The organism is Blastocatellia bacterium, assembly GCA_035275065.1.
Classification (GTDB): domain Bacteria; phylum Acidobacteriota; class Blastocatellia; order UBA7656; family UBA7656; genus DATENM01.
In genome coordinates this window covers 74928-95763 of record DATENM010000046.1, presented here as the reverse complement: position 1 = coordinate 95763, position 20836 = coordinate 74928, and the positions used below count along the sequence as shown (strand labels likewise).

General features: G+C 61.0%; 16 protein-coding genes and 2 tRNA genes. 8 read left to right on the top strand and 10 right to left on the bottom strand.

Going from position 1 to position 20836, the window contains the following annotated elements; translation table 11 throughout:
• The first annotated feature begins 149 nt into the window (after window positions 1-149).
• Both VJ464_10385 and VJ464_10380 read left to right on the top strand, forming a co-directional pair.
• Window positions 150-1058, top strand: a complete 909-nt coding sequence (locus VJ464_10385) for a TIGR01777 family oxidoreductase (GenBank protein ID HKQ05529.1) — start codon at window positions 150-152, stop codon at window positions 1056-1058.
• 258 nt (window positions 1059-1316) lie between these two features.
• Window positions 1317-4598, top strand: a complete 3282-nt coding sequence (locus tag VJ464_10380; GenBank protein ID HKQ05528.1) for a PAS domain S-box protein — start codon at window positions 1317-1319, stop codon at window positions 4596-4598.
• 102 nt (window positions 4599-4700) lie between these two features.
• On the opposite strand, the gene VJ464_10375 is transcribed toward VJ464_10380, so the two are convergent.
• The 3 genes from VJ464_10375 to VJ464_10365 all read right to left on the bottom strand — a co-directional run bounded on the left by VJ464_10375 (window position 4701) and on the right by VJ464_10365 (window position 7727).
• Complete coding sequence (locus VJ464_10375; GenBank protein HKQ05527.1) at window positions 4701-5429, bottom strand: endonuclease/exonuclease/phosphatase family protein; 729 nt, start codon at window positions 5427-5429, stop codon at window positions 4701-4703.
• Window positions 5430-5866: 437 nt separating this feature from the next.
• Window positions 5867-5947: transfer RNA gene (locus VJ464_10370), tRNA-OTHER, on the bottom strand.
• 130 nt (window positions 5948-6077) lie between these two features.
• Window positions 6078-7727 carry a hypothetical protein gene (locus VJ464_10365; protein ID HKQ05526.1) on the bottom strand — a complete coding sequence of 550 codons (1650 nt, stop codon included), beginning with the start codon at window positions 7725-7727 and terminating at the stop codon, window positions 6078-6080.
• 169 nt (window positions 7728-7896) lie between these two features.
• On the opposite strand from VJ464_10365, the gene VJ464_10360 reads away from it, so the two are divergent.
• The 5 genes from VJ464_10360 (at window position 7897) to VJ464_10340 (ending at window position 11171) form a co-directional block, all read left to right on the top strand.
• Window positions 7897-9396 carry an ATP-binding protein gene (locus VJ464_10360; protein ID HKQ05525.1) on the top strand — a complete coding sequence of 500 codons (1500 nt, stop codon included), beginning with the start codon at window positions 7897-7899 and terminating at the stop codon, window positions 9394-9396.
• A 30-nt stretch (window positions 9397-9426) separates the two neighbouring features.
• Window positions 9427-10134 carry a response regulator transcription factor gene (locus VJ464_10355; protein ID HKQ05524.1) on the top strand — a complete coding sequence of 236 codons (708 nt, stop codon included), beginning with the start codon at window positions 9427-9429 and terminating at the stop codon, window positions 10132-10134.
• Between the two features lie 47 nt (window positions 10135-10181).
• Window positions 10182-10430 carry a type II toxin-antitoxin system HicA family toxin gene (locus VJ464_10350; protein ID HKQ05523.1) on the top strand — a complete coding sequence of 83 codons (249 nt, stop codon included), beginning with the start codon at window positions 10182-10184 and terminating at the stop codon, window positions 10428-10430.
• Window positions 10427-10639 carry a type II toxin-antitoxin system HicB family antitoxin gene (locus tag VJ464_10345; GenBank protein ID HKQ05522.1) on the top strand — a complete coding sequence of 71 codons (213 nt, stop codon included), beginning with the start codon at window positions 10427-10429 and terminating at the stop codon, window positions 10637-10639. The genes VJ464_10350 and VJ464_10345 overlap by 4 nt, the downstream gene beginning before the upstream one ends.
• 124 nt (window positions 10640-10763) lie before the next feature.
• Window positions 10764-11171, top strand: a complete 408-nt coding sequence (locus tag VJ464_10340; GenBank protein HKQ05521.1) for a hypothetical protein — start codon at window positions 10764-10766, stop codon at window positions 11169-11171.
• Between the two features lie 36 nt (window positions 11172-11207).
• Here VJ464_10340 and VJ464_10335 read toward each other — a convergent pair whose 3' ends face one another.
• The 7 genes from VJ464_10335 to VJ464_10305 form a co-directional block, all read right to left on the bottom strand.
• Window positions 11208-13532 (bottom strand): APC family permease, encoded by a 2325-nt coding sequence (locus VJ464_10335; GenBank protein ID HKQ05520.1) that lies wholly within the window; start codon window positions 13530-13532, stop codon window positions 11208-11210.
• Between the two features lie 609 nt (window positions 13533-14141).
• On the bottom strand, window positions 14142-14741 hold the full coding sequence (locus VJ464_10330; GenBank protein HKQ05519.1) for a hypothetical protein: 600 nt from the start codon (window positions 14739-14741) through the stop codon (window positions 14142-14144).
• Between the two features lie 106 nt (window positions 14742-14847).
• Window positions 14848-15336, bottom strand: coding sequence for a DUF3601 domain-containing protein (locus tag VJ464_10325; GenBank protein HKQ05518.1), 489 nt, complete (start codon window positions 15334-15336; stop codon window positions 14848-14850).
• Window positions 15337-15426: 90 nt separating this feature from the next.
• Entirely contained in the window at window positions 15427-17442 is a 2016-nt protein-coding gene (locus tag VJ464_10320; GenBank protein HKQ05517.1) for a hypothetical protein, read from the bottom strand.
• Window positions 17439-18125: a DUF305 domain-containing protein gene (locus VJ464_10315; protein HKQ05516.1), complete on the bottom strand. Its 687-nt coding sequence runs from the start codon at window positions 18123-18125 to the stop codon at window positions 17439-17441. The genes VJ464_10320 and VJ464_10315 overlap by 4 nt, the downstream gene beginning before the upstream one ends.
• A 243-nt stretch (window positions 18126-18368) precedes the next feature.
• A tRNA-Lys gene (locus VJ464_10310) sits at window positions 18369-18441 on the bottom strand.
• 201 nt (window positions 18442-18642) lie between these two features.
• The gene (locus tag VJ464_10305) at window positions 18643-19692 is read right to left on the bottom strand and encodes an FAD:protein FMN transferase (protein ID HKQ05515.1); all 1050 of its coding nucleotides are present in this window, start codon (window positions 19690-19692) and stop codon (window positions 18643-18645) included.
• 59 nt (window positions 19693-19751) lie between these two features.
• Here VJ464_10305 and VJ464_10300 point away from each other — a divergent pair, with 59 nt between their 5' ends.
• Window positions 19752-20783, top strand: coding sequence for an SUMF1/EgtB/PvdO family nonheme iron enzyme (locus tag VJ464_10300; GenBank protein ID HKQ05514.1), 1032 nt, complete (start codon window positions 19752-19754; stop codon window positions 20781-20783).
• Window positions 20784-20836 lie beyond the last annotated feature (53 nt).

Sequence of the window (20836 nt, the reverse complement as noted above, 5' to 3'; positions counted from 1 at the left end):
TGTGCCAGAGACACTACAGGAGGCAGGAAGCAGGAGGCAGGAGGCAGTGTTGGTCTCGATTCGCTGCTGACCGCTAAGACACTTGTATGTTCTCTTGACTGCTTCCTGCTTCCTGCCTCCTGCCTCCTGCCTCCTACTCTGAGGGAGTGATGATGAAAATCTTAATCACCGGGGCGACGGGGTTGATCGGTCGCCAGCTCTGTCAATCGCTGTTGCGCGAGGGCCACACCGTCATCGGCTTATCGCGAAGGCCGGAAAAAGCCCGCGACGTGCAGGTTACAGAGATGCACCGCTGGGACGCCATGAGCGGGCCGCCCGATGCTCGGTCGCTCGGCGGTGCCGACGCCGTCATTCATCTGGCGGGCGAGCCCATCGCGGCGCGGCGCTGGAGCGACGCGCAGAAAAAACGCGTCCGTGATTCGCGCGTCGTCAGCACGCGCCATCTGGTTGACGGCTTGCTGACGATGACGCCGCCGCCCGCCGCTTTCATCAGCAGCTCGGCGGTCGGCTTTTATGGTGATCGCGGCGATGAATTGCTCGATGAACAATCGCCCGCTGGCCGAGGTTTCATGCCTGAAGTCTGCAAGGCATGGGAAGACGAAGCCGAGCGCGCCGCGACCTCCGGCATTCGCGTTGTCCGCGTGCGCACCGGCGTCGTCTTGAGCCGCGAGGGCGGCGCGCTGGAAAAGCTGCGCGGGCCTTTCAGCCTTGGGCTCGGCGGCAAGCTCGGCAGCGGGCGGCAATGGTTCCCGTGGATTCACATGGCCGATATGATCGACATCTATCGCATGGCGCTGATGAGCGAATCGCTCAGCGGGCCGGTCAACGCCACCGCGCCCGAGCCCGTGACCAACGCCGAGCTGACGCGCCGCCTGGCCGCAGCCCTGCACCGCCCGGCCTTCGTGCCTGTGCCGGAGTTGGGTTTGCGTGCCGTGCTCGGCGAGATGGCTGACGTGCTGCTGTCGAGCCAGCGCGTGCTTCCCCAGGTGCTGATGGCCGCCGGCTATGGCTTCCGCTTTGCGAGCCTCAAAGACGCGCTCGCCGATCTGCTCGGGTGATGGTTCTGAATGTGCGCGTCGCCAGGGGCATGCGCCGGCGGCGAAATATGCGCGGCGGCAGACGAGCGGCGCTTGCTTTTCTTTTAGCCATACGGTTCTATACTGATTGCCCCTGAAGGCGGATGATCGCCTGACTGCGTCCTGCCAGGGCGCTATCACCTAATTGAACATCTTCTTTACAGATTTCATGTCGGCGTGATTACGGCTGTAGCCGGCGATTGAGATGAGTTGACGATGAGCTTGCGAGAGAGAAAGCGGATGCCGAAAGCGGGGCGCCCGGCCTGGTGGCGCTACGGTAACGCTGTCGGGATGACGGGAATCGCGGCGCTCTTACGCTGGGCGCTCAGCCCGGTTCTTGGCTACTCGGCGCCGTTCGTGTTTTTTGTGATGGCGGTCACCGTCACGGCATTAGCTTATGGCCTGGGGCCGGCCTTGCTCGTGACTGTAGCCGGCGGCATGATCGCGGTTTTTGCCTGGTTGCTGCCGGCCCCCCTGTCCTCCTCTAACGTGCTCACCAACATCATCGTCTACCTGTTGCTGTGCCTCTTCATCTCGATCTTAATCGAGCTGATGCGGCGCGCCCGGCAGCGCGCCGAAGAGAGCGCCGGCTCAGCCGACGAGAGCCGCAAGCTGCTGGCGACAACGCTGGGCAGCATCGGCGATGCGGTGATCGCCACAGACCTCGATGCGCGCGTGACCTTCCTGAATCCGGTCGCTGAAACGCTGACCGGCTGGCCGCGCGGCGCAGCCATCGGCCAGCCGGCCAGCGATGTTTTTGTCATCGTCAACGAGCAGTCGCGTCAAACGGTCGAAAGCCCCATCACCCGCGTGCTGCGCGAAGGCATCGTGGTCGGGCTGGCCAATCATACGGTGCTGATCCGCAAAGACGGCAGCGAGATTCCCATTGACGACAGCGGCGCGCCCATCCGCGACGAACAGGGTCAGTTGTCGGGTGTCGTGCTGGTCTTCCGCGATGTCAGCGAGCGCCGCCGGGTCGAAGAGGCGCTATCGTTCGTCGCTTCGATTGTCGAAACGTCTGACGATGCGATTATCGGCAAACGGCTGGACGGCACTATCGTCAGCTGGAACGCGGGCGCCGAGCGGCTCTACGGCTACCGCCCCGAAGAGGTGATCGGCAAGCACATCCGCCTGCTGGCCGACGCCGCCGACGACGACATTGACCACATCATGGAGCAGTTGAAAAGCGGTAAGCGGATCGAGCATTACGAAACCGTGCGGGTTAAGAAGAACGGCGAGCGCGTCAATGTCGCCTTGACGATCTCGACGATCAAAGGCCCGGCGGGCACGCTCACCGGCGCTTCGACCATCGCCCGCGACATCACCGAGCGCAAGCGCGCCGACCGCGAGCGCGAGCGTTTGATGGCCGAGCTGGAAAGCCAGCGCACGCGCCTGAACAACGTCGTCGCCAACGTGCCCGGCGTCGTCTGGGAAGCCTGGGGCGAGCCCGATGCCGCCTCGCAACGCATCAACTACGTCAGCGACTACGTCGAAACCATGCTCGGCTACAGCACAGAGGAATGGCAGCGGACGCCGAATTTCTGGCTGACCATCGTCCACCCCGAAGACCGCGAGCGGGCGGCGCGCACAGCGGCTGAGAACTTCGCCGCCGGCGGCGGCGTCAACGAGTTCCGCTGGCTGACGAAGGATGGGCGGGCGCTCTGGGTCGAGACCCACGATGTGGTGATTTACGACGAGCAGGGCCAGCCCGCCGGCATGCGCGGCGTGACCATGGACATCTCTGAGCGCAAGCGCGCCGAAGAAGAGCGGGCACGCTTTCTGGCCGCCACCGAGGCCAGCGAGCAGCAGGCGCGCTTTCTGGCCGCCGCCAGCGCCACGCTCGCCTCGTCGCTCGATTACCAGTTGACGCTGCGCCGGGTCGCCGAGCTGGCCGTGCCGCATCTGGCCGACTGGTGCATTGTGCATATCGCCGAAGACGGCAAGCACCTCAAGCAACTCGCCATCACCCACGTAGACCCGAAGCAGGGCGCATGGGCCGAAGAGATCGGCTTGCGCTATCCGCCTGACCCGGACGCGCCGCATGGGGTGGCGAACATTCTGCGCACCGGGCGCTCGGAATATTACCCGGAAGTCGACGACGCGCTGCTTGCGAAAATGGCGAGCGATGCGGACCACCTTGAGCTTCTCCGCGCCGCTCACCTGAGATCGGCGATGCTGGTGCCGCTCGCGGCGCGTGACCGCGCGCTCGGCGTCATGACGTTCATCGCTTCGGAAGCGCACGCCGCCTACACGCCCGCCGACCTGGCGCTCGCCGAAGACCTGGCGCGGCGCGCGGCGCTGGCGGTTGATAACGCCTTGCTGTTTACCGAAGCGCACCGCGCCCGCGCCGAAGCCGAAAACGCCAACCGCGCCAAGGATGAATTTTTGGCGACCGTTTCGCACGAGCTGCGCACGCCGCTCAACGCCATTGTCGGCTGGTCACATATGCTGCGCACCCGCACCTTTGATGCGGCGACGACGGCGCGAGCGTTAGAGACCATCGAGCGCAACGCCAAGGCGCAGGCGCAGATCGTCGAAGACATCCTCGACGTGTCGCGCATCATCACCGGCAAGCTGCGGCTTGAGGTGCAGCCCGTAGACCTGGCGGCGATCATTGACGCGGCGCTTGATTCGGTGCGCCCGGCGGCAGAGGCCAAAGGGATCCGCTTGCAGGCTGTGTTAGACCCGCACGCCGGCCCTGTCTCTGGCGACGCCAGTCGCCTGCAACAGGTTGTCTGGAATCTGCTCTCGAACGCCGTCAAGTTTACGCCGCGCGGCGGGCGCATACAGGTGCGGTTGGAGCGCGCCGATTCGCAGGTCGAGATCGTCGTCGCCGACACCGGGCAGGGGATTACGCCCGCCCTGCTGCCGTACGTCTTTGACCGCTTCAGGCAAGGCGATTCGACGAGTACGCGGCTGCATGGTGGCCTGGGGCTAGGGCTGGCGATTGTTCGCCATCTGGTCGAGCTGCATGGCGGCACGGTGACGGCAGAGAGCAGCGGCGAGGGACAGGGCTCAACCTTCAGGGTGAGGATGCCGCTGCTGCCCCTGCACGCCGGGCGCGACGACAGCGAGTCGGTGACGCCGGGCGCGCACGCCGCTTCGCCTTTGCAAAAGGCCCCCGAGCTGACGGGCCTGAAGGTGCTGGTCGTTGAGGACGAATCGGACAGCCGCACGCTACTACAGACGATGATCGAGCAGTTCGGGGCCGAGGTAAAGGTGTGCGCCTCGAGCGCCGAAGCCTTTGCTGCCTTTCACGAGTGGTTGCCCGACGTGCTGGTCAGCGACATCGAGATGCCCGGCGAGGACGGCTATCAAATGATCCGGCGGATACGCGAGCTGGCGCCGGAGCGCGGCGGCAAAACGCCGGCAGTGGCGCTGACGGCTTATGCGCGCGCGGATGACCGCATGCGGGCGCTCGCCGCCGGCTACCAGATTCATGTTGCCAAACCTGCCGACCCGATTGAGCTGGCGGTGGTGATCGCCAGCCTTGCCGCGCCGCGCCGCGACCCGACCCCATAGAGCGGTTTTTGATTGTGTTTGCCGTGTAGCGCAATCTGTTAGATTGCGCGAGTCAATGCGCAATCTGTTAGATTGCGCTACATCCGATTCCGCTTTCCCGTTTCAAACTGTCGGCAACTGAAAATCCGCGACCAGCGGCAGGTGATCCGATGCCAGCAGCGACAGGCGGCTGCGGAACAGGGTCATGGCTTCGAGCTGTAACGAATCCTCATAATAAATGTGATCGAGGTGCAGCAGCGGCAGCACCCCGGGATAGGTGCGCGAGCGCGGCAAGTGCAGGCGCACGTCGGCGCTCACCAGATGCGACGCCAGCAGCTTTGAGGCCAGCCCGCGCGTCCACTCGTTGAAATCGCCCAGCATCAGGCGCGGCCCGGCCAGCTCTTGATGATTGAGAATCGCCTCGTCAATCAAGCGCCGCCCCTGATGCCGCCGCTCAAGATAAGCGGTGCCGAGATGGACGTTGAAGACATGCATCAATCGGCTGCCGGCCACTTCGACATCGGCGCGCAGGCAGCCGCGCTGCTCGCGCCCGCGTACGCTGATGTCGTAATTGTGTGTGGCCAGGATGGGCCAGCGGCTCAGGATGACGTTGCCATAAATGCCGCCGCGCAGCCGCCGCGTGCCGCCGACTGTGTGCAATAGCTTGAGCTGCTCGGCAATGAAGCGCGCTTGATCGTCTTCGGGCCGGCCATCGGGAATCGACAGGACTTCCTGCAAAGCGATCACGTCGGCGTTGATCTCGCCGAGCACCTCGACGATGCGCCGCGGACGGATGCGGCGATCCATGCCGCGGCAGCGATGAACGTTATAGGTGACGACTCGTAATCGCATAATCAGAAGGGAGTCAGGAGTCAGAAGTCAGAAGTCAGAAGACCGAAGTCGGAATAAAAAAGAAGTCGGCGGCAGCGAGGACGCTTATTGCGCCTCCGCGCGAGGAACGCAATGGCGATGGTGGCGAGAACGTCGTAGGCCGAAACATCCATGCTCGACAACGCGGGACGGCAAGCGTGATCAGAATGTGGTACGCCCGGCAGGACTCGAACCTGCGACCCCCTGCTTAGCTTACCACCCTCGGTTTCCCGAAGCGGGATGAACTTATCCCGTTGTGGTCTGGACTATATCTTGGGCATCTCAGCCCCGGCACGTATAGTCTCTACGGATCCCTTTGCCGAGCCTCAGGTTTCCTCGGTGTTGCCCTCGCCTTCACGTTAGGGGTTTCACCGATACAGTGCCGTCCACTTTGCGCGTTCAACCAGAAACTGCTGGGCAGCGCCGAGCAGACCCGGTGCAATTCCGCGCAAAGGCTCCTGTTTGAAGGCAGGTGCTCTATCCGACTGAGCTACGGGCGCACGATAAATCAAACGCTTCAAAAAACAATCGCATGACGAGGCGTCCAACCTCCTCGTCCCGCCTTATTCTTCACGAGCCATGCAACATAAGTCAAGCATCGTCATGCCATGGTTAAGGCGTCAGGCTTGATCACTTCGCGCGCAGGAAGCGTCTGGCTTCTTGTAGCTCGGCTCTTTCGCCATCGGCGTGGTCGCAGATGGCGGCAAGCTGTGAATAGAAGCTTCGCGCCTTTGCGGTATCCCGCATTTGTTTTGCGGCGCGCGCCGCCCCGAGCAGACTGCCGAAACGGTTTGGCGCGACCGCAAGCACCGCCTCATAGGCTTTCGCCGCCTGACCCGGCTCGCCCATCTCAAGCAGCAGGTCGCCGAGCATCTCGCGCGCCGGCACCACCGGCCCCGGCGTTACCGGATGCTTCTCTGTCGCCTCTTCCATCTCGACCGCCGAGCGCATCAGGTTCAACGCTTCGGCTTTGCGCTTTTCGGCGTAGGCCAGCCACGCCGACGCGGTCAGGCGTTGGATGGCGACCTGATTGGCCCAGTAACGGTCTTTGGCTTCGAGCAGGGCCTTCTCAAGCGCCGCCAGGCGCTCGACGCTCTGCCGAGCCGTCGCCGTGTCGCCGCTGCGCGCCGCGCCGACCCCGCGCGCGTAATAGAGGGTCGCTTCACCCCAGGCAAAGCGGCTCCAGGGAAAGTCCTTTGGGTAGGCTTGCAGGGCGGCGGCCTCTGCCCAGCGTCGCCGCTCCAGCGTGTATCTGGCCGGCAGCGCGGCGAATGCATAAGCGACTTTGAAACTCTCGGGCGTCGTCTTGCGGATGTGATAAAGCTCGTCGAGAAGCGCCTTCGCCCGCTGGTCTTGGGCGCTTTGCAGATAGGCGTACATCAAGTAATCCATCGCGTGAAGCTGCTCATCCCACGCGCCCTCCAGGTGCATCTCGACAGCGAACCGCCTGGCTGCCGCTTCTGAAGCGAGGTTCGATTGAATAGACTCTTGCCAGAGGCCGAGGCGTGTGAAGATATGCGATGGCATATGCAGCGCGTGCGGCACGGACGGCGCGATTTTGGCGTAACCGCGCGCCGCGCTGAGCGCCAGACTGGCGAGCGGCGGCGAATCGTAGGCGTGAATCAGGTAATGCGTAACGCCGGGATGTTCCGGCTGCGCCGCGAGGACTTGATTGAGCATCGCGGCAGCCTGTTTTTCTCGCGCGTAGGTTTTATCGCCCGGCTGTGCCTGCGCCGAAGCGAGCAGCGCCAGCGAATAAAAGACCGTCGCCTCGTGGTCTTCGGGAAAGCGGCTGTGCAACTGCTGCATGGCTTTTTCGTAGGCCAGGGTGCGCGTCACATGATCGACGTCCGCGTAGTCTTTGTAGAAGGCTTCGATAGCGGCAATGTAGTCTTTCTCTCTTTCGGTTTTTGCCGTAATCAATCTGGCCCGTCCGACGGCAGCACTACCATTCTTCAACGCCTCGGCGCCGGGCTTTTCCCAGAGCGGGTGGTAGATGGTCATCGCCATGCCCCAGTGGGCCATGGCGCAGGAAGGGTCTTTCCTGGCGATCTCGGCAAAAGCCTCAGCGGCCCGCTCGTACCAGAACGAATGCAGCATCGCCACGGCGCGGTCAAACTCGCCTTGTAAGCTCGGGTCGCAAGAGACAGGGAAATGCACCTGTCCGAGTTTTTCGCCCTCTGCGTGTTGGTGTTCGTGTGGCTCCTGGGCATGACCGAGTGGCGCGAACAGGCCGAGCAGGATTACGGCAAAAGCCAGCAGCTTGATCTTGCGCAACATAAGCATCCCTCCGAAAGCCAAATTAGTACGAGTCGTCCGCCGCGTTGATCATACTTCAACCGGCTCATTCGGCGCACCTGGCCATTCAGGCGTCAAGCTCGGTGATGCCTGGAGGCTTGCCGTTGAAGCGGTTGAGCCACGCCGGTTATGGTGTGATACTCAAAGCCTAATGATGAGCTTACGCCAGAATTGGCTCGGTTACAGCGTCTCGCTGTGCGGCGTCGCTTTCGTGACCGTGCTTTATAAGGCGATGATCACCGGCGTCAACGCGACGACTGTGGCTCTCAGTTTTTTACTCATCGTGCTGGCGGTCGCTTCGATGTATGGCCTCGGCCCGGCCATTGTCGGCTCGGTGCTTGGCATGCTTTGTTTCAACTTCTTTTTCCTGCCGCCTTTCGGTACGCTGACCATCTATGACGCGCAGAATTGGGTGGCGTTATTCGCGTTTCTGGTTACCGCCGTCACCGCGAGTCACCTTTCGGCGGCGGCGCGGGCGCGTGCCAACGAGGCAGACAAACGGCGCGACGAAGTCTGGAAGTTATATCAACTGAGCCGCGCCATCATCGCCACGCCGGATTCGGAAACCGCCGTGTCATCGGTCGCCCGCCAGGTCGTCGAGGTCTTCGATTTCAATTACTGCGCCGTCTTCTTGCCCGAAGCCGGCCAGTGGAACCGTGTGGCGATTGCCGGCGATGATTCAACTTCAATCGCGCAGTCTACGGTCGAAAGAGTTTTTCAACTCGGCGAACCGTTGCGCGTCGCCGCGCGTCCCGGCCTTGCTTATACGCCCTTGAAGATCGGCGTCAAAACCATCGGCGTGATGGTCTCGTCCTCGCCTGAAATCGAGCGCGGCACCATCGAAGCGATTGCCGGGCTGGTCGCCCTGGCGCTTGAACGGGCGCGCTTTCTCAAAGAAGTCAGCCGCACCGAAGCCCTCAGACAGAGCGACGAATTCAAGTCGGCGGTGCTGGCCTCTGTCTCGCACGACCTGCGCACGCCGCTGACGGCCATCCGCGCGGCGGTTGATAGCCTGTTAGAAGAAACGATCTCCTGGGAGCCTGACGCCCTGCGTGAATTTCATTCGATCATCAGCGAAGAGGTCAACCGTCTGACCCGGCTGGTGCAAAACCTGTTGGAGATGGCGCGCATCGAAGCCGGCGCGCTGAAAATCGCCCGGCGATGGGAATCGCTTGCGGAAATCATCAATAACGTCCTGCTGCGCACGGCCACCGCGTTGCGCAACCATCGCGTGCGTATTGAGTCGGATGATAGTCAGCTCTCGGTCAATGTCGACTCGCGATTGATTGCCGAAGCGTTAGCCAATCTGGTCGAGAACGCCGCCAAGTATTCGCCCGCCGGCAGCGAAATCACTCTCAGCGGAAGCGTGCGGGATGGCGAGTTGATCATCAGCGTCAAAGACCAGGGGATGGGCGTCGCCCCCGAAGAAACCCGCTACGTCTTCGATAAGTTTTATCGCGGCACACACGCGGCGGGAACACCGACCAGCGGCACAGGCATGGGCCTGGCGATCACCCGAGGGATCATCGAAGCCCACGCCGGCAGGATATGGGTGGATAGCCGCTTTGGTCAGGGAGCCACTTTTTCCTTCGCCATCCCGGCGGAGTCGAAAAAGGTTGAGGCGAGTATCGTCCCGGCGGAGAATGGCTAAAGATAACAGCCGGAGCGGAGACGCAGGGCTATGGCCAACCCATCGAGCATAGATAAGCCGGTGATCCTGGTGGTTGACGACGAACCGCAAATCTTGCGGGTGATGCGCGCCAGTTTGCCGGCGCGCGGCTACAACATCGTGACCGCTGCCGGCGGAGAACAGGCGCTTGACGAGATCCGCAAACAAGCGCCCGATCTCGTCATCCTCGATCTGGCTATGCCGGAGATGAGCGGCCTGGAAGTCTGCCGGCGGGTGCGCGACTTTTCGTCAGTGCCGATCATTGTGCTGTCGGCGAAAGGGGCGGAAAGCGATAAGATCGCCGCCCTCGACATGGGCGCTGACGATTACGTGACCAAGCCTTTCAGCTTAGACGAATTGCTGGCGCGTGTGCGCGCGGTGCTGCGGCGCTCGCTTACCATAGATGCGGATGCCGCAGTGTTGAACGTCGGCGATTTAACCATAGATGCCAACGAGCGCCGGGTAACGCTGTCGGGGGCTGAGATCAAGCTGACGCCAAAAGAATTCGAGGTGCTCAAGTACCTGGCCAGCAATTCGGGCAAGGTGGTGACGCACCGCAAGCTACTGCAAGCCGTGTGGGGGTCAGAGTCAACCGAGCAGACCGAGTACCTGCGGGTATTCATCAATCAGCTCAGGCGGAAGATTGAGCCCGACCCTCAGAACCCGCGTTACATCATCACTGAGCCGTGGGTAGGATACAGATTCATCGCCGGCAGCTAATCACCTGTTAGACGCGGCAAGGCGTGTGATTGTACGATAAAAACTGCATGGGTAAATATGAAAAACTGCTAACTCAGATTTTGCGTGGCGCTTCAGATGCCAACATCACTTTTGATGACCTACTCAGGCGGCTCGGCTTTGACGAGCGTATTCGCAGCAGTCATCACCTGTTCAGAAAGGAAGGCGTTGAAGAAAAGATCAACTTGCAACGAGAAGGCAACAAAGCTAAGTCCTATCAGGTGCGCCAAGTCCGAGGCGTGATTCTCAAGTATAATCTGGCAGGAGGCGACGAATGAACAAATACGAGATCATTCTTTATTGGAGCAACAACGATAATGCCTATATTGCCGAGGTGCCTGAATTGCTGGGCTGTATGGCTCATGGTGACACTCAGGAAAACGCCTTAAGGAATATCAATCAAGCAATCGAGCTATGGATAGACACAGCCAGAGAATTTGGCGACCCGATCCCAGAGCCGAAAGGGCGACGGTTAGTATTTGCCTGACCAGCAAGCCGCGTCTAACAAGGCATTGCAGCGGAGGCCGCGCCGCACACTTCTCCTCATACCTTGAGTGTCGCTCGCAGCCCCGCTGAACGCGGGCGTTAGGCCACAAGACTTCGGAGGTGTCATGATGAGATTAATCGCTTTGGCACTCGCCCTCCTGCTCCCTGATCGCCTCCCCAGCCTTATCGTCCTTGTCGGTTTCTGGATTCCCCCTGCGGTGGCGGGCTGGGTGGCGGCAGAGTCCCTTCGGCGAAGCACCAGGCGCTATCACGCCACAGTGACCTTCGCAGTCCTGGCGACCTTCGTGCTGGGCTATGCGGCGGCGTGGTTCCTCTTCAACCTCGGACGCATGCCGCCGTACATACCCGGAGCGACGACCGATCCAACGTTCGCGCCGCCGCAGGCCGTCGCGGGTCTCGCCGTTATCACGAGCGCGCTGGTGTTGCCCGGCAGCGCGCTCGCCTGCGCTCTGGCGTTTCGCCGCCGCAGGCGGATGCCCAGACGAACGCCTGCTTCGCCTGGGTCGGTCTAACCGAGGCGTTGCGGCTGGCGTGGCGGCTTCGGCGCGTTACTTTAGCCGAGAACTTTCTGGCTCACTCATCTCAGACCTGGCATGGGGATCGGGCTCACCCTGACGCTCCTGCCTATAAAAATCGAGCATCACATCCGTTTTCCCCTTCAAGTCACGCTTCAATCGCTCCAGTGCCACGCGCACGACATCGCGGTGATGGACGCGCTGGCGGGCCGGCGTTTGACTGACCTGCAACCATATCTCATGAATCAGGCCGAGGTCTTCTTTCGTCAGGCGCGGCGCGTGCGCGCCCAGGTAGACGATATGTTCTTGATTGCCAGGGCCGGTAACATGAAACTCGACCTGGCGGCGCGGCTTCTCGACCAGCCGCTCCCAGGCGCGGCCCAGCTCGCGGGCTTGCTCCTGCGCCGTCATCTTCGCTGACAGCCCGGCGATGATTTGCGCCGAATCCAAACGCACCGCCGTCTGCGCGACGGCGTCGAAGACGTTGGCCGCCGAGACAATCAACAAGTCAACCGGCTTGCCATGCTTTTCCGCCAGCGCCACCACGCGAGTAAATAAACGCTGCTCGTATTCGGCAAACAGGTTTTCGTCCACCGAGCCGCGCTCGCTGCTGTCGCCGGTCATCAAGCGCACGGTCATCACGACAATATCTTGCTGCTCCGTGTTCGTGTGATCGAGCGCGTATTCAAGATGCGCCAGCGTGTTGAAATCGCGCGCCGTCACCAGCACGTTGCCCGGTCGCACGCCGACCGCCTCCTGGCTGATAATCTCGCTGTGCTGCAACTGAAAGCGGTCGAGCTTGGCGAGCGTCAAATCTTGCTTGCGCCGGTTGCGACGCTCGGAGATCGTGAAGAGGATGAAGAAGGCCAGCGTGAACGTAATCCCTGCCTGCGTCGCGATCTTCTTCGTCAACAGGTTGGTGAGCGCGATGGACAGCAGAATCAGCGCCGTCAGAATTAAGCCGACAGGTATCTCGACCTTGCCGAGTTTCAGGTTGAGCGGCACTTTCCATTCGCGCGCTTCCGGTCGTTTGAAGCGCAGCAGCAGCGTCGCGACCGCATTGAACGTGAAGCTCCAGATGACCCCGAAGGCATAGGCTTCGCCGAGCACAAAGACGTTGCCGCGCGAGCCGAGAATCGTCACCAGTTGCAGAATGGCAATCAGGTTGACGATGCGATAGGTGGTGCCGTACTTCTTGTGCGGCGCGCGGAACCAATCGGTCAGCACGCCGTCTTCGGAAACGCGATTCAAGACGCCGTTCGAGCCGATGATCGCCGTGTTGACCGCGCCCGACAACATCAGGAAGCCGACGATCACGACGAACGCTTGAAAGATCAGCTTCAAATAGCCCGGCCCGACGAAGTTGATGGCGAGGCCGGAGATCAGGTTGTTGAGGTATTGACCGCGCACGTCGTCCGGGATGATGGCGACGGCAAAGAAGCTGACCAGCGAGGTGAACAGCAGCGAATAGATGAAGATCACCCAGCCGGCGCGCTTCAGGTTCTTGAGCTTCGGATGTTCCAGCTCGCGGTTGACCTGCGCCAGCGTCTCTTCGCCGCTCATGGCCAGCACCGAATGGCCGAAGGCGATCAGGATGCCGAGTACGCCGATCAGCGACGGCGCACTGGCGGCGATGCGGAAGCGCTCTCCATCAGCAACAAACCAGCGCCAGGGTTCGAGCCAGCCGAGGGCGTGTTCGGGCGCGCCGGCGAAATTCAGATTGTCCGCCGAGGGCAGCGGCGGCATCTGCCCGCCGCGCTCGATCAACGTGATCAGGCTCCAGCCGATCATGATGACGACCATGACGGTGGTGATGTACATGATGCGCAGCGCGTCGTCTGAGGATTCGTGGATACCTTTGATGTTGCGCCACCAGAAGTAGAGTGTCGCGAGCGCCGCGAGCCCCGCCGCCAGCAGGTTGGTCAATTCACCCGATGGCTGCCACGGGTGGCCGAAGTAGGTGAGCGTTTGCGCGACCAGGCCGACGATGTACTGGCCGGCGGAAACGCCCGATATCGGCCCGGTCAGGATGAAGTCGAAGATCAATGCCGAGACGCTGATCTTGGCCATCGTCCCGCCCATGGCTTCTTTGACGACGCGGTAGACGCCGCCGCGCGTGAACATGGTTGACGATTCGATGTAGAGGGCGCGCACCGCGTAGCTGAATAGCATGACGCCGAGGACGAACCAGGGCGCGGCCTTGCCGATGAACTGTTCCGAGATGCCGCCGACGTAGAAGGCCGACGACCCGAGGTCGTTCAAGACGATGGCCGCCGCTCGCCAGAACGAGATGAACGACAGCATGACCGTCGTGGCGACGACCACACGAACGCGGTTGGGAGATTTCAAAGAGGACATAATCTGCTTGCTTAGACTCGGTTTCTGATTAATCTCTGCGGCGCTTCGAGCCCCCCCGCTTTCGCGGGCCGCCGGAAGGCGAGAACTTTTGCTTGGCGGCGCACCTCGAACGAGCCACAGAGCGCGCAGCGATAGGCATAGACATAAGCCTTCATCCCTTGAGCCGGTAGATGACCGGTGGATAACTGTGCGCCAAGCCCTCGCCAGTCACATTCAAGACAGGTGACTGATTGATCTTGGATGTATAGCTCGCGGCCAACTGACAGCATGCCCCCTCGTTGCGCAACCCCGGAAAGCTACCCTGCGCGATTCGATCTCATGCGCGTTGAATCGCCCAGTACCCGAAGGATATCAAGGAGCGCATAAGGAAGGCATAAAGAGTCCATAAAGAAACCGTAAAGATGGCGCTTTTCATCGGTGATCTGAGCAGGCGGGTGGTGGCTTCGCTCGGAAAGTAGACAGAAGCCCGATGATTAACAGGCCGGCCGGAAATGTAAGAGCGGGCTGGTAGCGAGTCCCTGAGCCGGCGACGAGACCGCTTCAGCGGAGATGGTCAGCCGCCTGGCAGACTTCAAGGGCGGCGCGAAACCCCGATGACCTGGTTGCGGCTTATTCCCTTTGACGCGAGTTTTCTAGTTGCCGCGTCGTATGCTCGGTCACACTTGGTTTAGGCGAACCCGTCTCATCCCAATCACCGGAAACAGACTTTAGCTCATCAGGGCTTGCCAGTCGCTTTGCTGGTTCGGTTCCTTGCAGTTCTCGTTTGGCAATTTCAATCAGTTTTTTGCTGACGAAGACCCCGTTGATGATTAGAGCTAAGCCAACGAAAAACGGAATCAGTCCCGCAATCCAGATGCGACTGAGAATTTCCGCATCGCCCGGTGCGGTCTGGCCACTTAAAATGATGCCTTGCATAAGCACATAGAGAAAAATCATTACGCCGATGCCAACGAAGCTGGTAATGACACCCGCCTTGATTTCTTTGTAGCGCAGGTATTCCGCATAGAGATTGCCTTCACGTCCCTGTTTGCGTTTCGATTTCTCCTCTTCTGAAAGAAGCATCTCCGCAACCCAGGTCTTGTTCCAGTCGAATTTCTCCGGGGCCTCGCGGGTCGTGACCACCTGACGTACCGCCGACAGATTAGCGCCACAGGATTTGCAGAATTTCAACTCATCGCCTTGGCTGGTGCCGCATTGTGGACAGAACATGATTTGCCCTCCTGAGCTTCCAAAGAATACGGCGAGTATGACTTCAATGTTCTACTGTGACTTTAAACGTCAAAGGGGTCGCAGTCGTTCAATATCGGGTCAGACGCTATCGCTCGATGCGGGCGATGTATTCCGAAAAGTGCGCCAGAATGGCCTCATTCCGGGTCTCCTGCAAATACAGCGGCCGCTCATCGAAGACAATCGTGTGGCCGCCGTCGTAGGGCAGAAAATGGCGCTCCCTGAACCGCAGCAATTCGCCACCCTTAAACTCATTCCCGTAATAGTCCGTGAAGGGCTGCATCACCCGATATTCGCCGCCTGGGGCGAGCCCATAGATGGTTCCTTCCAACTCGTCCGGGTATGTCGGTCTGGCCGCTGCCACCGTAGGTCTGCGGTCGCGCCATCGCAGGTACTGGAACAGCGCCCACGACCAACACACGAAGTAGGTGCCCATCAGAATTGCGATAAGGATTCCCGAATCCCGCACGGCGCTTCGGTGGTCGCCAAGCCAGAGTGCGCCGCCTGCCGCCAGGGCTCCAACGACGAGCAAGACCGCGAGCCGCAACCGCGGTGGTTCTGAAAGCGTTTGCGCCATTCGCGTCGCTCTCCGTGACGCCCGCACTCAGGTTCAGCACACCAACAACGCTATGCCGTCATTCGGGTGCGGCCCATTGCGGCCGGCGGCTCACTTTGCGGGTCGCTGGAGGATTTCCGCCAGGGCCTGCAATCGCTTCGCGTCCGCGGCATTCTTGGTCGTTCGGGCGCTTTCTTTCAGCGATGGCGCGAAGCGCTGAAGTTTTGCGAGCTCTGTTCGATTCAGATGTGAGCTCTCGGCGCTTTGAATCTGCTTCCGCACGGCGGCGATCTGGTCCGCCGGCAGCGCCTGCGACCGCTCCAACTGATCCAGATAAGCTTTGGCGACGACCAGCTGCGCCGGCCACTCAATCCGCTGCTGGTTCTGCACGTTGAGCTCAGCCACTTGCACGGTTTTCGCGGCATCGATCTCATTCTGGGTCAGAAACTGGCTTGGGCTCAGTTCCAGGATGTCCAGCCCGCGGGCGATCTCCGAAGCGTAGATGTGACCGTTGTACCAGTAGGCGGACCAGTCGCCGCCCAGCACCAGTATGTGCGGATCAATCGGCCCACGGTCGAAATAGGCAATTTCAACCGGATGGTCCGCGTCGGTAAAGTCCATCACCGAGATGCCGCCCTGATACCAGGCTTGCACCTCGATATCCCGACCGGGAACCGGAATGAGCGAGCCATTGTGGGCCACACAATTCTCGGTGTCGCCCTGTGCGGCGGGCAGCTTGTAGTAGCTCGCGAAACGCAGCTTGTTATTCTGCAAATGAAAGATCGCGTCGGCGCCCCATTTGTTCGGATCGTTGGGACGGCAACGCGCCCCCAGTCCGCCGCCCCACTCATCTGTGAAGACGACCTTTTCCCCATCGTTTGAAAAAGAGGCCGAGTGCCAGTACGAATAGTTCGGATCATTGACGGCGTCCAGGCGCTTCGGATGCACGGGGTCTTTGATGTCGAGCAAGATGCCGTTTCCGGAGCAGGCGCCGGCCGCCAAACCAAGCGACGAGTACACAGTAATGTCGTGGCACTGGTTGCTGTCGGCGGGCTTCGCCTCGTCGTCTTTGCCGTGGCTGCCACCACTGCTCAAGCCGTTGAGCGCGCCGGTGCGGGCATTCATAAACAAGCGAGGGTTGGACACCACCCTGGCATCCTGCGGCGCCGCCAGCGGCACTTGGATGACATCAATGCGAAACAGCGACGTGTTCGGGTCTTTATCCGGTGCTTCACCCGAGCACCCGGCCAGCTCTTCACTTTGGCGCACGAACGACGTGCCGGATACGTAGACGTAGACGTTGTTCTTATCCTTCGGATCGACGACCAGCGTATGGGTGTGCGAGCCGCGGCAGGTTTGCACGGCGGCGATCTGCTTAGGACTTCGAATGTCGGATATATCGAAAATCCTGACGCCGCGGAACCGCTCTTTTTGCGGCGCGGGGGGCTTAAACTTTTTCTCCTCGTCGGGGGCCGGCGGCGGTGGGGGCGGAAATGCCTGCGTGCCGCAATCGAGGCGGCCATTGGGCTGTTCGACCGACATGAACATCAAGTTCTTGTAAACCGACACATCCCCCTGTCCGCCCGGACAAATCATCGACGTCACTAACTGGGCTTTCGCCGGGTTGGAGATGTCATAGATATTGACGCCATAAAAATTACCCTGGAACAGGTGGTGCCCCTGGAAAGCGAGGTCCGAGTTTGCAAACGCCAGTTGCGCAATAACCAATTGCATCGGCTTCGGCATCTTCGAGGGGTCGGCAATGCCGAGCATTCCCAGGGTCTTCTGAACTTTTGGATTATTCGGATCAAAGTCGAGTTGAAACGCATCGGGTTTCTTGAGGAGCTGGAGGTGCTTCAGGCCCAGCGATGTTTCTCCGGCGTCGTAAAATCCCGGTTTCAGTTTGAATCGCGGGTCGTTCTGATCTGAGCCGGTCATGCCGGCAGGCAGCGGCGGCGCCGGCTCAGGCGCAAACGGGTCCTCCTCTGCTTTCTTTTGCTCAGGGTTTGCTGCTTTCGGTGCCTCCTGAGGCGGAGGCGTTTGCGCCTCGATCTGGCCGGCAAAACATGGCCACAAAAGAAGGGAGCCTAAGAGTAAACGGAAAGCCAGGATATGTACTCGATTCATCGTCTCTCCTTTACAGGGTTTCTCTCCAACATGTTTTGCATGATCCGGATTTCGGCGCGCTGGCCGCTGTCTACATCGGTTGCGAAGTTGAATAGTTCAGCGTCCTGTCCTGCGCCTGCGGTATCGAACAGTTCTTTCACCATGGTCAAAGCGCCGCCGTGGTGCTGAATCATCCCTGTCAGAAACAGGTGATCGAACTCCTCGCCCTTAGCTTTCCTGAGTGCCGCCATCTGCTCAGGGGTCAGCATACCAGGCATCAGCGCCATCGGCTCGTGCGCCATCTTCGTGTGATCCATGTCATGCATCTTCATGTGATGCATGTCAGGCATCGCCTCCGATATGGGCTGCCCACGCGCCACCAACCATCGTTTCATGAACTTGATCTCGTCGGACTGCGACCGGCTGATTCGCGCACCCAGCGACCTCAGGTCCTTATTCCCGGTATGCGATTCGATTAGCGCCGTCATCTCAACCGCCTGCCCGTGATGCATAATCATGCCTTGCATGAACCGCACATCGGCGGCGGAGGCGGGCGGCAGTGTCGCCCTGGTCGTCGGGGGCAGCGTCCGCGTCGGTTTCCCTGGCGCACCCGGTTGGACGACAACCGGTGGCGACGGTGCCGTCTGCTGCGCGCAGACGCGTATAGAGAGCAAGCTTGCGGGCGCGCTTGCTGCGGCCAGCATGCCTAAGCACGCCGCGACGCTTGATACAACCCGAATCTCCCAGGCGCACCTAACAGAGATAGGTCTCACGTGCCGCAAGAATTTAAACATTGTAGGGCTCAGATTATCACATTTAGCGGCAAGCGAATAGGCGGCGTCGCCGTCGAGCGCGCCGTCCGGATGATAGAATGGCCACCGCACAATACGGTCACAAAGAAAAAGCGGCACCAACGATTGATGCCGCTTTTTCTTTGAATTGATTAATGAGCCGGGAAGGAATCGAACCTTCAACCCACAGATTAAGAGTCTGTTGCTCTGCCAATTGAGCTACCGGCCCGGTCGAACCTCTTCGCTCGTACGGCTTAACGCCTCAATAGCCGCGGCGCGAAAGACGGTATAGTAAAAGATTTCAATTACGCTTTGCAAGCCGCCTGAATCAACTTGGCTGCCGACAACTCATTCTCTCAAATCCAGATCGTTATGGTCAAACTTCAAGGCGACGGTTGCTGCGCCACCATAATTGAATGCGGCAAGGATGCTATCTCACGGGCGTTTGCGGAACGTCGCGCCAGCGTTTCGATTCGCTGACTAAGATGCGGTCGCCGCGCATCTGCTCGATGTGCGCGGCGGCGCCTGGGGTGCGGTCAATGAGCCGCCGGCCGCGCGCTACTCCGAGCACGCTCGCCGCCGTGGCGAGCGCGTCGGACGCTGTGCCGCTCGGCGCAACAACCGTGACGCTGTGCCGAGTGGTGAGCGCCTGGCCGGTGCGCGGATCAATGATGTGCGAATAGCGCGCGCCGTTGATTTCTAAGAACTGCTCGGCGTCGCCCGAAGTCGAAACCGCCGCGTTCGCCAGCCGCAGGTGAATCATTGTCGCTTCGTCCGTCGAGCTGAGCGCGCGCACCGCCACCGTCCAGCCATTTGAGCCGGGCGGCGTCTCGCCCGCGACAATATCGCCGCCGGCGGCGATCAATGCGATGCCAATGCCGTGAGCTTTCAAGACCGCCAGCGCCGCATCAGCCGCATAGCCTTTGGCGATGCCGCCGAGATCGATCCGCATGCCGCTTCTCTCCAGTCGCATCGCCTGGCGGCGGGCGTCGAGGCGCAGCCACCGGTAGCCCACCTGTTGCCGCGCCGCGGCTAATTTCTTTGCATCCGGCAACGCATTCGTCCGCCGCGCCCGCCGCCAGAGTCTCACGACCGGCCCGACCGTCACGTCGAATGCTCCTCCTGAGCGGCGCGCCATCTGTTGCGACAGAGCGAGGATGCGGAAGAGGTCAGGGCTCAGTTGCACCCAGCGGCGCACCGCCTGTTTGCAGGCCATCATCAGCTCGCTGGTCTCACGATAATCACTCATGGTAGCATCGAGCCGCGCGATGCGCTCGAAGGCCGCGGTGGAAGCCTTAGCCGCAATCTCGGCGTCCCTGGCATACAGGATGATGCGAAACTGCGTGCCCATGTGCGCTTGAGCAAATTCAAAGCGGCTGAGTCCCATCGGCGATGGCGAAGAGGTTTGGCCTGCCGCCGCGCTCGCAAGCAGGGCGGCAAGCACCAGTCCGATTACTATGACTCGTCTGCTCTCAGCCATTGCGCAAAATCCAGATCGGTCTAGTTGATAAACCAGATGCGGTTCCGGGGACAAGCCTGATGCGACGATTCGTCTTGTGTGGAGTTCATCTGCTGCTCGTGCTGCTGACCGCCTTTGGCCACCTGCCGCATCCGGCCATTGCGGAAGATTCATCACAAAAGCTCAAGCCGTCGGAGATGCGGCCCTACAACGAAACCATCCCCGGCACCAGCATCAGATTTGAGATGATGCCGGTGCCCGGCGGCGAGTTCGTCATGGGCAGCCCGGCGACCGAGCCGGGACGCGCCGCAGACGAAGGGCCACCGCACGCCGTGCAGATTCGCCCGTTCTGGATCGGCAAGTTTGAAGTGACCTGGGACGAATACGACCAGTTTGCCTTTAACGAAAGCCTCAACGACGAGCGCGAGGCGCAGGCGGCGAAGCCTGCGACCGCCGACGCCGTCACCCGCCCGACGCCGCCTTACGCCGACGAATCGTTCGGCTTCGGCAAGGGGCGCATGCCGGCCATCAGCATGACGCATCACGCGGCGATGGAGTATTGCCGCTGGCTGTCTGAGCGCACCGGCAAGACCTATCGTTTGGCGACCGAAGCCGAATGGGAATACGCCTGCCGCGCCGGTGCCAAACGGCCTACGGCTTATGCTTTTGGCGACGACGCCAAGAAGCTCGGCGAGTATGCCTGGTACGCCGACAACGCCGATGCGCAGCCGCACGCCGTTGGCCGCAAGCAGCCGAATGCGTGGGGACTCTACGACATGCATGGCAACGTCGCCGAATGGGTGCTCGACGAGTATGACAAAGACTTTTACGCGACGCTGCTGGGCCGCTCGGTGAACCCTGTGCGCCTGCCGACCGAGAAGCGTTACCCGAATGTGGTGCGCGGCGGCTCGTGGGACGATGACGCCGCCCGCCTGCGCAGCGCCGCGCGCCGCGCCTCGACGCCCGAATGGAGCAAGCGTGATCCGCAGCGCCCGCAGAGCATCTGGTGGCACACCGAAGCTATCACGGTCGGCTTTCGCATCGTTCGCCCGCTCGAAGAGTACGACAACCTGAAAGGCTTGCGTTCGCGGGTGACCCGGCAAAGCCCGTGAGCAGGGGTCAGTTACCAGCTAACAGTTGCCGGTTGCCCGTTGTCCGTAGACCA

What these genes read in the sequence shown, in the direction of transcription:
- VJ464_10385 (HKQ05529.1), top strand. Translation starts at nt 150, where the DNA reads ATGATGAAAATCTTAATCACCGGGGCGACGGGGTTGATCGGTCGCCAG.
- VJ464_10380 (HKQ05528.1), top strand. Translation starts at nt 1,317, where the DNA reads ATGCCGAAAGCGGGGCGCCCGGCCTGGTGGCGCTACGGTAACGCTGTC.
- VJ464_10375 (HKQ05527.1), bottom strand. Translation starts at nt 5,429, where the DNA reads ATGCGATTACGAGTCGTCACCTATAACGTTCATCGCTGCCGCGGCATG.
- VJ464_10365 (HKQ05526.1), bottom strand. Translation starts at nt 7,727, where the DNA reads ATGTTGCGCAAGATCAAGCTGCTGGCTTTTGCCGTAATCCTGCTCGGC.
- VJ464_10360 (HKQ05525.1), top strand. Translation starts at nt 7,897, where the DNA reads ATGATGAGCTTACGCCAGAATTGGCTCGGTTACAGCGTCTCGCTGTGC.
- VJ464_10355 (HKQ05524.1), top strand. Translation starts at nt 9,427, where the DNA reads ATGGCCAACCCATCGAGCATAGATAAGCCGGTGATCCTGGTGGTTGAC.
- VJ464_10350 (HKQ05523.1), top strand. Translation starts at nt 10,182, where the DNA reads ATGGGTAAATATGAAAAACTGCTAACTCAGATTTTGCGTGGCGCTTCA.
- VJ464_10345 (HKQ05522.1), top strand. Translation starts at nt 10,427, where the DNA reads ATGAACAAATACGAGATCATTCTTTATTGGAGCAACAACGATAATGCC.
- VJ464_10340 (HKQ05521.1), top strand. Translation starts at nt 10,764, where the DNA reads ATGATGAGATTAATCGCTTTGGCACTCGCCCTCCTGCTCCCTGATCGC.
- VJ464_10335 (HKQ05520.1), bottom strand. Translation starts at nt 13,532, where the DNA reads ATGTCCTCTTTGAAATCTCCCAACCGCGTTCGTGTGGTCGTCGCCACG.
- VJ464_10330 (HKQ05519.1), bottom strand. Translation starts at nt 14,741, where the DNA reads ATGTTCTGTCCACAATGCGGCACCAGCCAAGGCGATGAGTTGAAATTC.
- VJ464_10325 (HKQ05518.1), bottom strand. Translation starts at nt 15,336, where the DNA reads ATGGCGCAAACGCTTTCAGAACCACCGCGGTTGCGGCTCGCGGTCTTG.
- VJ464_10320 (HKQ05517.1), bottom strand. Translation starts at nt 17,442, where the DNA reads ATGAATCGAGTACATATCCTGGCTTTCCGTTTACTCTTAGGCTCCCTT.
- VJ464_10315 (HKQ05516.1), bottom strand. Translation starts at nt 18,125, where the DNA reads ATGCTGGCCGCAGCAAGCGCGCCCGCAAGCTTGCTCTCTATACGCGTC.
- VJ464_10305 (HKQ05515.1), bottom strand. Translation starts at nt 19,692, where the DNA reads ATGGCTGAGAGCAGACGAGTCATAGTAATCGGACTGGTGCTTGCCGCC.
- VJ464_10300 (HKQ05514.1), top strand. Translation starts at nt 19,752, where the DNA reads ATGCGACGATTCGTCTTGTGTGGAGTTCATCTGCTGCTCGTGCTGCTG.